Annotated in this window: 15 protein-coding genes; 8 read left to right on the top strand and 7 right to left on the bottom strand. The window is 70.9% G+C overall.

Annotation, left to right across the window (positions count from 1 at the left end; translation table 11 throughout):
* Positions 1-31: 31 nt before the first annotated feature.
* The 4 genes from ACH4EB_RS25630 to ACH4EB_RS25615 all read left to right on the top strand — a co-directional run bounded on the left by ACH4EB_RS25630 (position 32) and on the right by ACH4EB_RS25615 (position 2,614).
* Positions 32-292 (top strand): UBP-type zinc finger domain-containing protein, encoded by a 261-nt coding sequence (locus tag ACH4EB_RS25630; protein ID WP_398350021.1) that lies wholly within the window; start codon positions 32-34, stop codon positions 290-292.
* 164 nt (positions 293-456) lie between these two features.
* Complete coding sequence (locus ACH4EB_RS25625; RefSeq protein WP_398350020.1) at positions 457-945, top strand: GNAT family N-acetyltransferase; 489 nt, start codon at positions 457-459, stop codon at positions 943-945.
* A 270-nt stretch (positions 946-1,215) separates the two neighbouring features.
* Positions 1,216-1,629 carry an anti-sigma regulatory factor gene (locus ACH4EB_RS25620; RefSeq protein WP_398350018.1) on the top strand — a complete coding sequence of 138 codons (414 nt, stop codon included), beginning with the start codon at positions 1,216-1,218 and terminating at the stop codon, positions 1,627-1,629.
* Positions 1,630-1,672: 43 nt separating this feature from the next.
* Positions 1,673-2,614, top strand: coding sequence for an RNA polymerase sigma factor SigF (locus ACH4EB_RS25615; RefSeq protein ID WP_398350136.1), 942 nt, complete (start codon positions 1,673-1,675; stop codon positions 2,612-2,614).
* 318 nt (positions 2,615-2,932) lie between these two features.
* Here ACH4EB_RS25615 and ACH4EB_RS25610 read toward each other — a convergent pair whose 3' ends face one another.
* The gene (locus ACH4EB_RS25610; RefSeq protein WP_398350135.1) at positions 2,933-3,517 is read right to left on the bottom strand and encodes a hypothetical protein; all 585 of its coding nucleotides are present in this window, start codon (positions 3,515-3,517) and stop codon (positions 2,933-2,935) included.
* A 175-nt stretch (positions 3,518-3,692) separates the two neighbouring features.
* Between ACH4EB_RS25610 and ACH4EB_RS25605 the strand changes: the two genes are divergently transcribed.
* Both ACH4EB_RS25605 and ACH4EB_RS25600 read left to right on the top strand, forming a co-directional pair.
* Entirely contained in the window at positions 3,693-4,661 is a 969-nt protein-coding gene (locus tag ACH4EB_RS25605) for a diacylglycerol/lipid kinase family protein (protein WP_398350017.1), read from the top strand.
* 321 nt (positions 4,662-4,982) lie between these two features.
* Positions 4,983-5,240 (top strand): WhiB family transcriptional regulator, encoded by a 258-nt coding sequence (locus tag ACH4EB_RS25600; RefSeq protein WP_003983230.1) that lies wholly within the window; start codon positions 4,983-4,985, stop codon positions 5,238-5,240.
* A gap of 430 nt (positions 5,241-5,670) precedes the next feature.
* On the opposite strand, the gene ACH4EB_RS25595 is transcribed toward ACH4EB_RS25600, so the two are convergent.
* Positions 5,671-7,140 carry a sensor histidine kinase gene (locus ACH4EB_RS25595; RefSeq protein ID WP_030017264.1) on the bottom strand — a complete coding sequence of 490 codons (1,470 nt, stop codon included), beginning with the start codon at positions 7,138-7,140 and terminating at the stop codon, positions 5,671-5,673.
* A gap of 392 nt (positions 7,141-7,532) precedes the next feature.
* On the bottom strand, positions 7,533-8,171 hold the full coding sequence (locus tag ACH4EB_RS25590; protein ID WP_398350015.1) for a TetR/AcrR family transcriptional regulator: 639 nt from the start codon (positions 8,169-8,171) through the stop codon (positions 7,533-7,535).
* A gap of 80 nt (positions 8,172-8,251) precedes the next feature.
* Between ACH4EB_RS25590 and ACH4EB_RS25585 the strand changes: the two genes are divergently transcribed.
* Complete coding sequence (locus ACH4EB_RS25585) at positions 8,252-9,007, top strand: SDR family oxidoreductase (protein ID WP_398350014.1); 756 nt, start codon at positions 8,252-8,254, stop codon at positions 9,005-9,007.
* 227 nt (positions 9,008-9,234) lie between these two features.
* Here ACH4EB_RS25585 and ACH4EB_RS25580 read toward each other — a convergent pair whose 3' ends face one another.
* Positions 9,235-10,344 (bottom strand): SIS domain-containing protein, encoded by a 1,110-nt coding sequence (locus ACH4EB_RS25580; protein ID WP_398350013.1) that lies wholly within the window; start codon positions 10,342-10,344, stop codon positions 9,235-9,237.
* An 807-nt stretch (positions 10,345-11,151) separates the two neighbouring features.
* Between ACH4EB_RS25580 and nagB the strand changes: the two genes are divergently transcribed.
* Positions 11,152-11,934, top strand: a complete 783-nt coding sequence (gene nagB, locus ACH4EB_RS25575; protein ID WP_398350012.1) for a glucosamine-6-phosphate deaminase — start codon at positions 11,152-11,154, stop codon at positions 11,932-11,934.
* A gap of 159 nt (positions 11,935-12,093) precedes the next feature.
* Here nagB and ACH4EB_RS25570 read toward each other — a convergent pair whose 3' ends face one another.
* From ACH4EB_RS25570 to ACH4EB_RS25560, 3 genes are read right to left on the bottom strand one after another with little or no spacing between them, the layout of a single operon-like run.
* Positions 12,094-13,641 carry a glycoside hydrolase family 3 protein gene (locus ACH4EB_RS25570; RefSeq protein WP_398350011.1) on the bottom strand — a complete coding sequence of 516 codons (1,548 nt, stop codon included), beginning with the start codon at positions 13,639-13,641 and terminating at the stop codon, positions 12,094-12,096.
* Positions 13,642-13,649: 8 nt separating this feature from the next.
* Complete coding sequence (locus tag ACH4EB_RS25565; RefSeq protein WP_398350010.1) at positions 13,650-14,480, bottom strand: carbohydrate ABC transporter permease; 831 nt, start codon at positions 14,478-14,480, stop codon at positions 13,650-13,652.
* A complete protein-coding gene (locus ACH4EB_RS25560) occupies positions 14,477-15,460 on the bottom strand; it encodes a carbohydrate ABC transporter permease (RefSeq protein WP_398350009.1) in 984 nt (327 codons plus the stop codon). Before ACH4EB_RS25560 ends, ACH4EB_RS25565 begins: the two co-directional genes overlap by 4 nt.
* Positions 15,461-15,517 lie beyond the last annotated feature (57 nt).

Genomic DNA, 15,517 nt, shown 5'->3' with positions numbered 1-15,517 from the left:
CCGGCCGCTTGGGCGATCTAACCTGGCAATCATGAGCGAGTGCCCGCATGTTCCCGGACTGCCGCGCCCCGAGCCCGCCGCGCTGAGCGCCACCTGCCCCGAGTGCGAGGCCGCCGGCAGCCACCCCGTACAGCTACGGCTGTGCCTGGTGTGCGGGCACGTCGGCTGCTGCGACTCCTCGCCGTTCCGGCACGCGACGGGTCACTTCGCGGCGACCGGCCACCCGGTCATGCGCTCGTACGAGCCGGGCGAGAGCTGGCGGTGGTGCTTCGTGGACGAGACCATCGTCTGAGCGGTCCCCGCGCGCCCGTCCGCCGCCGTTCCGCCGTGGTGACGCCCTCCTCCGCGCCTTCCGTCCCCTTTGGGCAGCTTCTTTGGGCACCTTCCGCAGGCCCGGGCCCGCGGGATCACCGGGTCCCGGGGCCGGATGTCAGTGCCGCCCGCTAGCCTTCAGGCATGATCCGCACCGCGACGGTCGACGACATACCCGTCATCCACACGATGATCCGCGAGCTGGCCGAGTACGAACGCGCCCGGGAGTCCGCGAAGGCCACCGAGGCGCAGTTGCGCGAGGCCCTTTTCGGGGAGCATCCGGCGGCCTTCGCGCTCATGGCCGAGGACGCGTCGGGTCCCGTCGGGTTCGCCCTGTGGTTCCGGAACTTCTCGACGTGGGCGGGCACGCACGGTGTCTACCTGGAGGATCTCTACGTCCGTCCGCAGGCGCGCGGCGGCGGCCACGGCAAGGCGCTCCTGACGGCCCTCGCGGAGATCTGCGTGGAGCGCGGCTACGAGCGTTTCGAGTGGTCAGTCCTGGATTGGAACGAACCGTCCATCGGTTTTTACCGGTCGATCGGCGCCGCACCCATGGACGGATGGACCGTCTTCCGGCTCACTGGAGATGCACTGCACAACCTCGCGGGCGTCTCGAACGTCAACGCAGCGTAATCAGCTTCGATTTGGCAGTGCAGACCCCTAGCCACTGTCCGTACCCGTAGGCTTACAATGAGTGACAGTCGTGGGACTGCGGGACGCTGCGAGTCCAACCGTCGTACCGGAAGCCGGCCCTGCCTCTTCCGGGCGACATCGCCCCGCAGATCGCGATAGCGTCGCAGGCGAACCATGTGCCGCGCCGGATCGTTGTCCTCTTGTCACGAGAGGGGGCCGCGACCGGCGCGAATATCAGCTCAACCAGCTTGTGTCACCTTGGAGGTGAGGGTGTCCCAGATCGCAGGCGAGCCCGGGACCCAGGACTTCGTGGAAGTCCGGCTGCCCGCTGCGGGTGCCTACCTGTCGGTGCTACGTACGGCCACGGCCGGCCTCGCAGCCCGCTTGGACTTCACCCTCGACGAGATCGAGGATCTGCGCATCGCCGTGGACGAGGCGTGCGCGATTCTTCTGCAACAGGCCGTGCCGGGCTCCGTACTGAGCTGCGTCTTCCGCCTGATCGACGACGCGCTGCAGGTGACCGTCTCGGCTCCGACGACCGACGGCCGCGCCCCCGAGCGCGAGACCTTCGCCTGGACGGTGCTCTCCGCGCTGGCCGGCAAGGTCGACTCCACTGTCGCGGAGGACCGTACGGTCACCATCAGCCTGTACAAGGAGCGCGGCGCCGGTCCCGGACCGTCATGACCGAACAGGGGGCCCCGTGAAGGATCTTGAAAGCGGCACGCGGATGGCGCCCGGTACGGCCATCCCCGAGCAGCATCATGCCCGGCCGCAACCGGTGGGCGCGGATGACCACGGCGGCCGTTTGGACGCGGCGGAGCAGGCAGAGCGGGCGGACCACATGGACCAGAGCGAGCACAGGCGGAACGAGCGCGATCCGCACACCCCGCACCACCCCCATGACCCTCACGACCCCCATGACCGCAGCGGCGCGCGGGCGATGTTCTACGAGCTGCGCAAGCTGCCCGACGGTTCGGCGGAGCGCGCCGAGCTGCGCAACACGCTCGTGCGGATGCACCTGCCGCTCGTCGAGCACCTGGCCCGGCGCTTCCGCAACCGCGGCGAGCCGCTGGACGACCTGACCCAGGTCGCCACCATCGGTCTGATCAAATCCGTGGACCGCTTCGACCCGGACCGTGGCGTGGAGTTCTCCACGTACGCCACGCCCACGGTCGTCGGCGAGATCAAGCGGCACTTCCGCGACAAGGGCTGGGCGGTCCGGGTGCCCCGCCGCCTCCAGGAGCTGCGGCTGTCGCTGACCACCGCGACCGCCGAGCTCTCCCAGCGCCACGGCCGCTCCCCCACGGTCCACGAGCTGGCCGAGCACCTCGCGATCTCCGAGGAGGAGGTCCTGGAGGGCCTGGAGTCGGCGAACGCGTACAGCACGCTCTCCCTGGACGTGCCGGACACCGACGACGAGTCGCCGGCCGTCGCCGACACCCTGGGCGCCGAGGACGAGGCGCTGGAGGGCGTCGAGTACCGCGAGTCGCTCAAGCCACTGCTGGAGGACCTGCCGCCGCGGGAGAAGAAGATCCTGCTGCTGCGCTTCTTCGGCAACATGACCCAGTCCCAGATTGCCCAGGAGGTCGGCATCTCCCAGATGCACGTCTCCCGCCTGCTGGCCCGCACCCTGGCCCAGCTCCGCGACAAGCTCCTGGTGGAGGAGTAGCCACCAGCACCTCCGTCGCCCCGAACGCCACCGCCCCGGCCTCGCTGTCCGAGCCCGGGGCGTCGTGCGTGCGGGGCGGGGCGAGGAGGCCGCGTACGCCTCGTGTGCCTCTGTGCCTTCCCCTGCGCCTTCCGCCGGGCCGTCGGGCGCCGGGTCGGCCGCGTCACCGCGGGCGCCACAGGGCGCCGCTCGGGGCCGGTGGGGGCTCCTTCGTGACGCGCCCCCTGGGCCGGCTGCCGGGTCGGCCCCAGGTTCCGGCCTCGGATCTCAGCCCCAGGCCTCAGCCCCGGGCCTCCCCCGGACCTCAGAACCCCGGCCTCATTCCCTCGGTGTGATCCCCAGCGCCTCGGTGGCCGTCGGATTCACCAGCAGGCCGAGCACCGCGATCGCGACCAGCGCCAGGCCGATGCCGGCCGCGATCAGCGCGCCGCCACCGTTGATCAGCGTCCAGGCCACCGGGAACGCCACGATCTGGGTGATCAGCGAGGGACCACGGCTCCAGCGGCGCCGCAGCCACAGACCACGCGCGGCGACCAGCGGCAGCACCGCCAGCGCGATCACGGTCAGGCCGCCCGTCTCCGCCTGACGGGGGCTGTCGGGCGAGCCGGCCAGTCCGTCGATGAGCATGTAGACGCCGAGGGCGGCCAGCGCCACGCCTTCGACGGCGGTGAGCACCGCGGCGGCGCTGAGCCGGGCCGGCCGCGGACCGCTCGGCCCGGGGGCGGCGGCAGAGGCGCCCTTGCCGCCCTGTCCCGACGCGGCCGCCTTACTGCCCTTGCCCGCCGGGGCGCCCTTGGCGGACCCGCCCTGCGAACCGGCCTTTCCGGCCTGCGCCGACTTCCCGGGCTTTCCAGCCTTTCCGGGCTTTGCGCCCGAACCGGCCTTCGCGCTCCGGGCCTGCACGTTCGCCTCGTCCGGTGTGCTGCCCCGCGTCGCCTCGGCCGGCCGGGTGGGCTTGGCCGCCTCGGCCGCGGGCCGCTTCTGCTTACTGCTCACCCCAGCAGGGTAGCCCCGGAGCCCTCTCGTCCCGGCGGGCAGGGAGTGAGTCGGGTACCCGCAAGTAGGTACCCTGCTGCACATGCGCGCACTTCTCGTGGTCAATCCCGCAGCTACCACCACCAGTGCGCGTACGCGTGAAGTCCTCACCCATGCCCTGGCCAGCGACCTGAAGCTGGAGGTCGCCGAGACCCGCTACCGCGGGCACGCCCGGGACCTCGCCCGGCAGGCGGCCGAGGGCGGCCAGATCGAGCTGGTCGTCGCGCTCGGCGGCGACGGCACGGTCAACGAGGTCGTCAACGGCCTGCTGACGCACGGCCCCGACCCCGAGTCCCTGCCGCGTCTGGCCGTCGTCCCCGGCGGCTCCACCAATGTCTTCGCCCGCGCCCTCGGCCTGCCCAACGACGTGGTCGAGGCGACCGGTGCCCTCCTGGACGCGCTGCGTGACGGCAGCGAACGCACGGTCGGCCTGGGCCTGGCCGCCGGCACACCGGGTACGGAGGACGAGGGCGCACCGGCCCGCTGGTTCACCTTCTGCGCGGGCTTCGGTTTCGACGCGGGCGTGGTCGGCCGGGTCGAACAGCAGCGGGAGCGCGGCAAGCGTTCGACGCACTCGCTCTACATGCGGCAGGTGCTGCGCCAGTACGTCGGCGAGTCGAACCGCCGGCACGGCACGATCACGCTGGAGCGCCCGGGCGAGGACCCGGTGGAACAGTTGGTCATGTCGATAATCTGCAACACCGCCCCCTGGACCTACCTGGGCAATCGCCCGGTCTACCCGGCTCCGGCGGCATCCTTCGACACCGCGCTGGACGTGTTCGCCCTGTCCAAACTGTCCGCGTCTGCGGTGACCCGCTACGCGACCCAGCTCCTGGCGTCAACACCGGAGCGCGGACCCCGGGGCAAGCATGTGGTCTCGCTCCATGACTTGACGGACTTCACCTTGCATTCGCAGGCGCCACTGCCCTTCCAGATGGACGGTGACCACCTGGGACTCCGTACGAGCGTGACGTTCACAGGCGTTCGCCGTGCACTGCGTGTGATTGTGTGAGCAGTAGGGCCTAAAGTCCTTTCAGTCGAACGTTTAGGCTGACTTCCACCCCCTAGAAGTACGGCTGTGACCTAGGCGACACCAAGGAATCAAAAAAAAGTTTCCGGAAGGGGTTGTATCCGTCGCCGAGGTTTGCGAGTCTCTTCATGGCGATCGGGACGGCCGTTTCTACCGGCCCCCTTGAGAGCCCGAATCCTCCTCCTCATTCTTCAGGACCGCACCAGTTCCCAACTGGGGTTCGGCCCTTCCCTTGTGGAGGGATTCGTGAAAGCGTTCACATTCACAAGCAACGATCCCGTCACACGAGGAGATGGAGCAGCCATGGACTGGCGTCACCGCGCCGTTTGCCGCGAGGAAGACCCCGAGCTCTTCTTCCCCATCGGCAACACCGGTCCTGCGCTGCTGCAGATCGAGGAAGCCAAGGCCGTCTGCCGCCGCTGCCCCGTCATGGAGCAGTGCCTGCAGTGGGCGCTTGAGTCCGGCCAGGACTCCGGCGTCTGGGGTGGTCTCAGCGAAGACGAGCGCCGCGCCATGAAGCGCCGTGCAGCTCGCAACCGGGCGCGCAACGCCAGCGCCTGACCGCCAGACGCCCCGTGGCCCCCGAGCCGCAGCGCGCAGTACCCCCGATGCTCCCCCAGCGCCCCGAGCGCCTGGGAGCTCCCCACGCAATGTGAGCTTTGAGCCCCGGACCACACAGGTCCGGGGCTTACTGCTGCCCGGGGCCGGTCACCCGGAGGGAACCCGGGGGCCACGCCGTCGCCCCACGCTCCGAGCGTGTCCAGCACGTCGCCTCCACCCCCCTCGCGGTAAAGGTACGGACCTTCACCGCCCGTACGACGCCCGTGACCTACCCCGTCCCACCGTTGTCCATTCGCCGCCTCCGCCGTCACCCTTCCGTAACGTCGTTCTGCTGTACGGCCATTCGGTGAACCGGACGCACCGCGCGGACTTTCCGCCGGATTTCCCGAATTCCGCGCGCCCGCCGCTCACTTGATGAGCGACTTGTTCATCAGTGCTTCTCGGCGCGTACGGGAATGTCGAGAATCACCTGGGTACCTCGTTCGGCTCCGGGCACCATGTCGAACTTTCCGCCCAATTCACCCTCCACGAGCGTGCGTACGATCTGCAGCCCGAGATTGCCGGCCCGGTGCGGGTCGAACCCGTCCGGCAGGCCACGGCCGTTGTCCTGGACCGTGACCAGCAGGCGAGGCTCCGTACGACTGCCGCCGCGCACCGCGCCCACCTCGACGGAACCCTGATCGCCTGGCACGAAGGCGTGTTCGAGGGCGTTCTGCAGGACCTCCGTGAGGACCATGGAGAGCGGGGTGGCGACCTCGGCGTCGAGTATGCCGAAGCGGCCCGTACGGCGCGTGGTCACCGCGCCCGGCGCGATCTCGGCGACCATCGCCAGCACCCGGTCGGCGATCTCGTCGAACTCGACGCGCTCGTCGAGGTTCTGGGACAGCGTCTCGTGGACGATCGCGATCGAACCGACCCTGCGTACGGCCTCGTTGAGCGCTTCGCGGCCCTGCTCGGAGTCCATCCGGCGGGACTGGAGGCGCAGCAGGGCGGCCACGGTCTGCAGGTTGTTCTTCACCCGGTGGTGGATCTCCCGGATGGTGGCGTCCTTGGTGATCAGTTCCCGTTCGCGGCGCCGGAGTTCGGTGACGTCACGCAGCAGGACCAGCGAACCGATGTGCGTGCCCTTGGGCTTGAGCGGGATGGCGCGGAGCTGGATCACCCCGTCCTCGCCCTCGACCTCGAACTCCCGCGGCGCCCAGCCGCTGGCCAGCTTGACCAGGGCCTCGTCGACGGGGCCGCGCGCGGGCGCGAGTTCGGCGGTGGCCTGGCCGAGGTGGTGGCCCACGAGGTCGGCGGCGAGACCCAGGCGGTGGTAGGCCGACAGCGCGTTCGGGCTGGCGTACTGGACGACGCCGTCCGCGTCCAGCCGGATCAGCCCGTCGCCGGCGCGCGGCGAGGCGTCCATGTCGACCTGCTGACCGGGGAAGGGAAAGGATCCTGCGGCGATCATCTGGGCGAGGTCCGAGGCGCTCTGGAGGTACGTGAGTTCCAGCCGGCTCGGCGTCCGCACCGTCAGCAGGTTCGTGTTCCGTGCGATCACGCCCAGCACCCGGCCCTCGCGGCGCACCGGGATCGACTCGACGCGTACCGGCACCTCCTCGCGCCATTCGGGATCACCCTCACGGACGATCCGCCCCTCGTCCAGGGCGGAGTCGAGCATGGGGCGGCGGCCCCGCGGAACGAGGTGGCCGACCATGTCGTCCTGGTAGGAGGTCGGTCCCGTGTTGGGCCGCATCTGGGCGACGGACACGTACCGCGTGCCGTCGAGGGTCGGGACCCACAGCACCAGGTCGGCGAAGGACAGGTCGGAGAGCAACTGCCACTCCGAGACCAGCAGGTGCAGCCACTCCAGGTCGGAGTCGCTGAGGGCGGTGTGCTGGCGTACGAGATCGTTCATGGAGGGCACGCCTTGGAGCCTACCGGCGTACGGTGTAGGTGTTGCCCTCGCAAGGGCATGGACAGATTTGATTGGTCTAGTCCACAATGAGTTGGTACCGCACCCCGGGAAGGGGCGGCCTCCGGGCCCGCGGTACCGGCACAAGACGTCGAGAACCTCCAGAAACCTCCGCTCTCCCCGCACAGGAGAGTGGATAGAGGCCCGAGCGCTCTCTGCCCTGACTGCGCGACGGCCTCCGGTCGACCGGCCTCTGGGCGGGTGGGTGTTCCTACCGCACGTGGGGCGCCTCCTGCCGCCGGGCCGGCCGATGAAGCTCCGGGCTGCGGTGCCGGACAGGTTGAGGGTCCTGTCCCGGCGCCGCGGCCCGCGGGTGTTTCCGGGCCGGTGAGGCCCTACTCCCCCGCCCCTTCGGTGTCGCTCCGGCCGGCGGGCCAAGCGCTCATCGCCAGCTCGGCGACCCGCTCCAGAGTCGTACGGTCCGCGCCGTCCCTCGCCTGCTGCGACATGCCCTGAAGCACGGTCGCGCCGTACGTCGCGAGCGCATGCGCGTCGGTGCCGGCGGGCAGCTCGCCGGATTCGACATCGCTCCGGATCCGCTCCTCCAGCAGCGTCGCGGTTTGCGCGCGACGCTCCTGGAGGCTGTGCATGACGTCCTCGGACTGCGCCGTGCAGTTGGTGGCGGCCGTGATGACCATGCAGCCACGCGGATAACCCGGGAGGGTGTGGAAGGCCGCCGCCTCGCGCAGCATCCGCGCCACGGCCCGGCGCGCGGTCGGCTCCTCGGCGAGGGCGCGGCCGGAGAAGGCGCCGAAGTCCCGGACGTACGCCTCGATCGCCTCCTCGAAGAGCGTCCGCTTGTCACCGAACGCCGCGTACAGACTCGGCGCCTTGATGCCCATGGTCTCGGTGAGGTCGGCGATGGAGACGGCTTCGTAACCGTGTTCCCAGAAGGCCCGCATCGCCCGCTCCAGGGCCGTCTCCCGGTCGAAGGACCGGGGCCGCCCGCGTTGTGCACGCTGTTTCGTCGCCATCCCCCAATTCTATAGCGCTCGCTACGGAATGCCTGCTACGGTCTTTCTGTAGCAACCGATACAGAAAGGGGTGCGCGGTCATGGGCGTGCTCACGGGCAGGACAGCGCTGGTCACGGGCGGCAGCAGGGGCATCGGCCGGGCGGTCGCCGAGCGGCTGGGACGGGACGGCGCGCTGGTCGCGGTCCATTACGGACGCGACGAGGCGGCCGCGAAGGAGACGGTGACGGCGATCGAGAAGACAGGCGGCCGGGCCTTCGCGATCCAGGCCGAGCTGGGCGTGCCGGGGGACGCGGCGGCACTGTGGTCCGCTTTCGACGCCCAGGCGGACGGCCTGGACATCCTGGTGAACAACGCCGGCATCGTGGGCCGGCGCGCTTCCCTGTCGGGTGTGACCGAGGAAGACTTCGACCACGTCTTCGCGGTCAACACGAAAGCGCCCTTCTTCGTCACCCAGCAGGGTCTGGCGCGCCTGCGTGACGGCGGACGCGTCATCAACGTCTCGACGGTCCTCACCCGAGGCGCCGCCTCCGCCGAGCTGATCGCGTACTCGATGACCAAGGGCGCGATCGACGTCTTCACCTCGACCCTCGCCAAGGACCTGGGCCCCCGCGGCATCACGGTCAACGCGGTCGCCCCGGGCGTGGTCGACACCGACATGAACGCGGACTGGTTGCGCAACGATCCCGAAGCACAGCGCACCTCCGCGGCCATATCCCCTCTGGGCCGCGTCGGCGCTCCCCGGGACATCGGCGACATCGTCGCCTTCCTGGCCTCGGACGACAGCCGCTGGGTCACCGGCCAGTGGATCGACGCTACGGGGGGTGCGTTGCTTTGAGCGGGTGCTGCCTGGCTCTGATGGGGGTGCGTTGCTCTAGCGGGCTGCGTTGCTCTGACCGGGGGCTGCGTTGCTCTGACGGGGGTGCTTTGGGCTGACGGACGAGGTGGTCTGGCCTGGGGGGCTGGCGGGGAGCGTCGCTCTGACGGGGGGCGCGTCGCTCTGACCGGGAGGCTTGGGAGTGACGGGGATCTTGGGCTGGCGGGGGCTGGGCGGGGCGGGTGGGGTCAGTGGGTTTTGGTGATTTTGGCTAGGGAGCGGGGGGCATCGGGGTCCTGGCCTCGGGCGAGGGTCACCTCGTAGGCGAGCGTTTGGAGGGGGAGGATTTCGAGGATCGGCTGGAGTTCCTCGGCCACGCCGTCGGTCGGCAGCGCGAAGCCGGCCGCGGCCCGGTCGACCTCGGTGTGGCTGCCGATGACCACCAGGTCGGCGCCCCGGTCGCGCAGGCGTTCCAGTACGGGCTGCAGCGCCTCGCCGCCCCTGCCGTCGGTGACGATCGCGATCACCGGGGAGATGTTGTCGACCATGGCGAGCGGGCCGTGCAGGAGGTCCGCGCCGGAGTAGGAGAGCGCCGGGATGTAACTGGTCTCCATGAGCTTCAGGGCCGCTTCCTTGGCGGTCGGATAGCCGAACCCACGGGAGGTGAGCACCATGCGCCCCGCGAAGCGGTAGCGGGCGGCGAGGGCCTTGACCTCGTCGTGGCGGGCGAGGACGGACTCGGCGAGGTCCGGCAACGCCTTCGCGGCCAGGTCGCCCGCGGCGTGCGGGCCGGGGTGGCCCCAACTGTCGCGCAGGCCGTCGACGAAGAGATAGAGGGCGAGGAGTTCGGCCGTGTACGTCTTCGTGGCGGGCAGGGCGCGCTCCGGGCCGGCCAGGACGTCGATGTGGAACTCGCTGACGCCGGCGAGTGCCGAGTCGGCGTTGTTGGTCACCGCGAGGGTGATCGCGCCGCCCTCGCGGGCGGCCTTGGTGGACGCGACCAGGTCGGGTGACCCGCCGGACTGGCTGACCGTGACGACCAGGCAGTCCCTGAGGTCGGGCCGGGCGCCGTAGGCGGTGGTCGTGGACATGGAGGTGAGGCCGCAGGGCTTGCCGAGGCGTACTTCGAACAGGTACTTGGCGTAGAGCGCCGCGTTGTCCGACGTACCGCGTGCGGTGAACAGGACGAACCGCGGTCGGCGGGCGGCGATCTGCTCGGCGACGGCACGGATGCGTGACGCGCCCTCGGCGAGGATGCGGCGCAGGACGTCGGGCTGTTCGGCCATCTCGGCGGCCATGTGGCGGCCGGGCCGTACGTCGGAGTTGTCGTTCAGCGTGCGGTTCACCGTGCCGGACATCCTGACCGCCTTTCGAGGACCTGCCGTGCCCGCGTACCGTGCCCGCGACGCCCGGCGGAACACCGATCGGTGCGCGTCCGTCGCGCACCCGTCACGTAGTACCCGTAACAGCCGAAGTAGCCGCGGGGCCGAAACGGCCGCGCAGCCACACATCCGTACAGCCGCGGTAGCCGTGCGGCCCTGAGCCCGTGGCGCCCGCGCCGTGCTCCGCCGCCCCTCGTGGCGCCCATGCGAGCCCCGCCGCACCCCCGTGGCGCCCCGTGCGGCCCCGTCGTACGGCAGCAGACGGCGAGATATCTCCGCGCGCCCGCACTCCGGGGACATCCGGTCGCCGCCGGGCCTCCCCCAGTCGACCACGCGTGCCCCCGCCCTCGCCACCGCGCCCAACCGAGCACTGAGCCGAAGAGCCGAGGACCCGGCCGAGGACCGGCCGAGCCGAAAACCCCGGCCGAGCCAAGCCCCGGCCAACCCGAGCACCCGGCCGAGCCAAGCCCCGGCCAACCCGAGCGCCGGTCCAACCGAGGACCCGAACCAACCGAGCGCCCATCCAACCGAGGATCCGGACCAGCCGAGCACCCGGCCAGCCGAGCCCTCGGCCAAGCCGAGCCCCCCTCCCCGCCGAGCCCCCTCCCCGCCGAGCGCCCCACCCCGTCCAGCCCCGCTTCAGTCCCAGCCCCTCCCCCACCCCGCCCCGATTTACCGCCCTGTTCAGCCCCGGGTCACCTGATGTCACCGGGGGCAATGGGGCGGGCTCTGGTAGATTGGTCTATACCACACGGGTCCATTCTCCAGATCGGCAGGCAAAGCGTGGAAGTTGTCATCGTCCCGGACGCCAAGGCAGGCGGCGAGCTGATCGCGGAGGCCATGGCCGCCCTGGTGCGCCGCAAGCCCGAGGCGCTGTTGGGTGTGGCCACTGGATCGACTCCGCTGCCCGTCTACGAAGCGCTGGCGGCCACGGTCCGCGGCGGGGGCGTGGACGTCTCGCGTGCCCGCATCTGCCAGCTCGACGAGTACGTGGGGCTGCCGGCCGGGCACCCCGAGTCGTACCGCTCCGTGGTGCTGCGCGAGGTCGTCGAGCCGCTGGGGCTCGGCGAGGACGCCTTCATGGGCCCCGACGGCACCGCCGAGGACGTGCAGGCGGCCTGCGAGGCGTACGACCGTGCGCTGAGCGAGGCCGGCGGCGTGGACCTCCAGTTGCTGGGCATCGGCACCGACGGGCACATCGGCTTCAACGAGCCGTGCTCCTCGCTCGCGTCCCGTACCCGCATCAAGACGCTGACGCGGCAGACCCGGGAGGACAACGCCCGGTTCTTCGACAGCCTGGACGAGGTGCCCCACCACGTCATCACCCAGGGCATCGGCACCATCCTGGAGGCCCGCCACCTGGTGCTGCTGGCCACCGGCGAGGGCAAGGCGGACGCCGTCGCGCAGTCCGTCGAGGGCCCGGTCTCGGCGCTGGTCCCGGCCTCCGCGCTCCAGTTGCACCCGCACGCCACGGTCGTGGTGGACGAGGCCGCCGCGTCCAAGCTCAAGCTGGCCGACTACTTCCGCGCCACGTACGCGGCCAAGCCGGAGTGGCAGGGCCTGTAGGCGGACCGCTGCCGTGCGCTGCGCGACTCGGCCGGGGCGCCCCGTGAGGGTGCCCCGGCCGAGTCGTGCCGATTCGTGCCAGGTCGTGCCGGGTCGTGTCATCGGCAGGACAGGTGTGCCCGCCGGGCCGCGGCTCCCCTTCCGCGGCCCGGCGGGGGCTCAGCGGCCACCCGCGATGACCTCCGCGGCGGCGCGGCCGCAGACGCGGGCGGCGCCGTGGGTGGCGATGTGCAGGGCCCCGCGCGGGGGCGCCTGCGGGAGGCCCATCTCGACGACGATCGTGTCCGGCCGGGCGTCGAGCAGGGCGTCGAGGGCGCCGGCCATCCAGGCGTGCCGGTGCGCGTCACGGACGACGGCGACGATCCGCCGCTCCCCCGCCGCCCGCAGGATCTCCGCGGCCTGGCCGGGCGTGCCCGTCCCGGTCGCGAGGGCGTTGCCGTACGTGCCGGTCTCGGTGCCGGGGACGAGGCGGGCCAGCTCCGCGGCGACGCCCCAGGGGGTCTCGTCGCCGACGGCGATGTTGGCGACGGGGGTGAAGGCCGCGACGTAGGCGGGCGCGGTGAGCGGCTCGTACGGGCCGTTGCGGGTGACGCGCAGCGCGCGGCGGGCCGCGACGAGGCCGGCCTCGGGTGCGGGCGCGACCCCTCGCTCCCCAGGGAGGGCCCCCGGTGTCGCGCCCGCACTCCGGGTCCACCGCGCCAGCGCGCGGACCCGCGCCGCCGCGTCGGCGAGCCGCTTCTCCGACAGCTCTCCGTCGCGTACCGCCCGCACCAGGGCGTCGCGCAGCCGCAGCACGGTGGCTTCGTCGGCCAGTCCCCCGCCGACGCAGATGGCGTCCGCGCCGGCGGCGATGGCCAGGACGCTGCCCCGCTCGATGCCGTACGTCGCGGAGATGGCCCGCATCTCCATGCCGTCGGTGACGATCAGGCCGTCGAAGCCGAGGCCTCCTTCGGAGGCGGGGGCGCGCAGCAGTCCGGTGAGCACGTTGCGGCTCAGGGTGGCGGGCAGGGTGTTGTCCAGGGCCGGGAGCAGGATGTGCGCGCTCATGACGGCCTTGGTGCCGGCGGCGATGGCGGCCCGGAAGGGCACCAGTTCGCGTTCCTGGAGGGTGCGCAGTCCGGCGGCGATGTGCGGCACGTCGTGGTGGGAGTCGACGGCGGTGTCGCCGTGGCCGGGGAAGTGTTTGGCGCAGGCGGCGACGCCGGCGGACTGGAGTCCTTCGACGTACGCGGCGGTGTGCCGGGCGACCAGGTGGGGGTCGGCGCCGAAGGAGCGTACGCCGATGACCGGGTTGGACGGGTTGGAGTTGACGTCGGCGGACGGCGCCCAGTTCAGGTTGACGCCGCACTCGGCGAGCCGGCGGCCCAGTTCGCGGGCCACGTCGTGGGTGAGCCGGGGGTCGTCGACCGCGCCCAGGGCGAGGTTGCCGGGGAAGGAGGAGCCGCCGTGTACTTCGAGGCGGGTGACGTCGCCGCCCTCCTCGTCGATGGCGACGAGGATGTCCGCGCGCTCGGCCCGCAGCTCGGCGGTGAGCGCGGCGAGCTGGTCGGGCGAGGCGACGTTGCGTCCGAACAGGCCCACCGAGGCGAGGCCCTCGCCGAGGCGGCGCAGCAGCCAGTCGGGCGCCGAGGTGCCGGTGAAGCCGGGCTGGAGGACGGTGAGCGCGTCGCGGGTGAGGGTGTCGGCCGGGTGCAGGAGTGTCGTCATGGCGCGCGTCATCCCTTCACTGCGCCGGCGGTCAGTCCGCCGACCGCCTTGCGCTGCAGGAACAGGAACAGGACCAGGATCGGTACGGCGAAAATGGAGGCGGCGGCCATCGTGGCGCCCCAGTCGTCGCCGAACTGGCTCTGGAACTGCGAGAGCCACAGCGGCAGGGTGCCCTTGTCCGGCTCCTTGTTGAGAACCAGCACCATCGGGAATTCGTTCCACGCGGTGATGAAGCCGAACAGCGAGGTGGCCATCAGGCCGGGCGCCAGCAGCGGGAAGATGACCTTCACGAACGCCTGCCGGCGGGTGCAGCCGTCGACCATCGCCGACTCCTCCAGCTCCTTGGGTACGGCGGCGACGTAGCCGCGCAGCGTCAGGAGGGTGAAGGGCAGCACCATGAGCATGTAGAAGAAGGTCAGCGGCACCAGGCTGTTGAGCATGTCGGCGTCGCGCACGATCATGTAGACCGAGATGACCAGGACCTCCCAGGGCGCCATCTGGGCGACCATGAAGGTCAGGATGATCCCCTTGCGGCCCTTGAAGCGCATCCGGGCGATGGCGAAGGAGCCGCACAGGGCGATCAGCAGCGAGAGCCCGACCGCCAGCACGGTGACGGTGACGGAGTTGCCCACCAGCGTCCAGAAGTTCGGGGCGTTCACGGCGGTCGAGAAGTGTTCGAAGGTGCCGTGGAACGGGAACCACACCGGGTCCTCGGTGATGATGTCGCTGTTCGGCTTGAAGGCCGTGGTGAACATCCAGTACACGGGGAAGACGAATCCGAGGGCGAGCACGATCGCCGTCGCGTTGGGCCAGACGCGGCCGAGCAGTGCGCGGTTCACAGCTCGTCCTCCTCTTGCTTCAGGGTCAGTCGCAGGTAGTACGCGGTCATGGCGAGCAGCACGGCGATGGTCAGCAGCGAGATGGCCGCGCCCATGCCGAAGTGGAGGTTGCCGACGCCTTCGGTGAAGGCGTAGATCGGCAGGGTCTCGGTGAGCCGGTCGGGGCCGCCCTCGTTGATCGCGAAGATCTGCGGGAACGCCTTGAAGACCCAGATGACCTCAAGGAACGTCGTCGCCAGGAAAAACGGCTTGAGGAAGGGGAAGGTGACGCTGGTGAAGACCTTCCAGGTGCCGGCACCGTCCATCCGGGCGGCTTCGTACAGCTCCTTGGGGATGGTCGTGGTCGCGGCGTAGAGATTCAGGGCCACGAACGGCAGCGACTGCCACACGATCAGTACGGTGATGACGAAGAAGGTGGAGAGCTGGGTGCCGACCCAGTCGTAGTGCGCCATCGCATGCCAGCCCAGCGCGTCCAGCACCCAGTTGACGACGCCGTAGCGGGAGTCGAACAGCCACTGGAAGACGGTGGTGGCGGCGATGGCGGGCATGGCCCAGGTCAGGACGAGCGCGATGGACAGCACCAGGCGCATCTTCTTGCCGAGCCGGGCCAGCAGGAGGCCGATCAGCACGCCGAGCACCATGATCAGGGTGACGTTGACGGCGGTGAAGACGATGGTGCGGAGGGTGACCCGCCAGAACTGCTCGCCGCCCAGGACCTCCAGGTAGTTGCCCAGTCCGCGCCACTCGGTGAGGTGCTGGATGAGCTGCTTCATGTTCAGGTTCTGGAACGAGATGATCAGGTTCCGCACCATGGGCCAGCCCAGGAGGACCGCGGTGGCGGCCAGGGCCGGGATCAGCAGCAGGTAGGGGGCGCTTCTGGCGGCCCGGCCGGGCCGCCGGCCGCGCCGGGGCGGCGGGGCGCCGCCCTTGCCGATCCGCGGCGCGGGGTCTCGAACCGCGTCCTCGATCTGCACTGACATGTCCCGCTCTCCCCATCACCTGGTCGTGCTCACGCTGGTGGTTCCGTACGGGGGCCG

The sequence above is a fragment of the Streptomyces sp. NPDC018045 genome (assembly GCF_044327445.1).
Taxonomy (GTDB): domain Bacteria; phylum Actinomycetota; class Actinomycetes; order Streptomycetales; family Streptomycetaceae; genus Streptomyces.
This window is presented reverse-complemented; position numbering and strand designations above follow the sequence as displayed.

Excerpts from the sequence above, each read along its gene's own strand:
- ACH4EB_RS25630 (WP_398350021.1), top strand. The coding sequence starts at position 32 with ATGAGCGAGTGCCCGCATGTTCCCGGACTGCCGCGCCCCGAGCCCGCC.
- ACH4EB_RS25560 (WP_398350009.1), bottom strand. The coding sequence starts at position 15,460 with ATGTCAGTGCAGATCGAGGACGCGGTTCGAGACCCCGCGCCGCGGATC.
- ACH4EB_RS25570 (WP_398350011.1), bottom strand. The coding sequence starts at position 13,641 with ATGACGACACTCCTGCACCCGGCCGACACCCTCACCCGCGACGCGCTC.
- ACH4EB_RS25585 (WP_398350014.1), top strand. The coding sequence starts at position 8,252 with ATGGGCGTGCTCACGGGCAGGACAGCGCTGGTCACGGGCGGCAGCAGG.
- ACH4EB_RS25605 (WP_398350017.1), top strand. The coding sequence starts at position 3,693 with ATGCGCGCACTTCTCGTGGTCAATCCCGCAGCTACCACCACCAGTGCG.
- ACH4EB_RS25615 (WP_398350136.1), top strand. The coding sequence starts at position 1,673 with ATGGCGCCCGGTACGGCCATCCCCGAGCAGCATCATGCCCGGCCGCAA.
- ACH4EB_RS25600 (WP_003983230.1), top strand. The coding sequence starts at position 4,983 with ATGGACTGGCGTCACCGCGCCGTTTGCCGCGAGGAAGACCCCGAGCTC.
- ACH4EB_RS25590 (WP_398350015.1), bottom strand. The coding sequence starts at position 8,171 with ATGGCGACGAAACAGCGTGCACAACGCGGGCGGCCCCGGTCCTTCGAC.
- ACH4EB_RS25580 (WP_398350013.1), bottom strand. The coding sequence starts at position 10,344 with ATGTCCGGCACGGTGAACCGCACGCTGAACGACAACTCCGACGTACGG.
- ACH4EB_RS25595 (WP_030017264.1), bottom strand. The coding sequence starts at position 7,140 with ATGAACGATCTCGTACGCCAGCACACCGCCCTCAGCGACTCCGACCTG.
- ACH4EB_RS25625 (WP_398350020.1), top strand. The coding sequence starts at position 457 with ATGATCCGCACCGCGACGGTCGACGACATACCCGTCATCCACACGATG.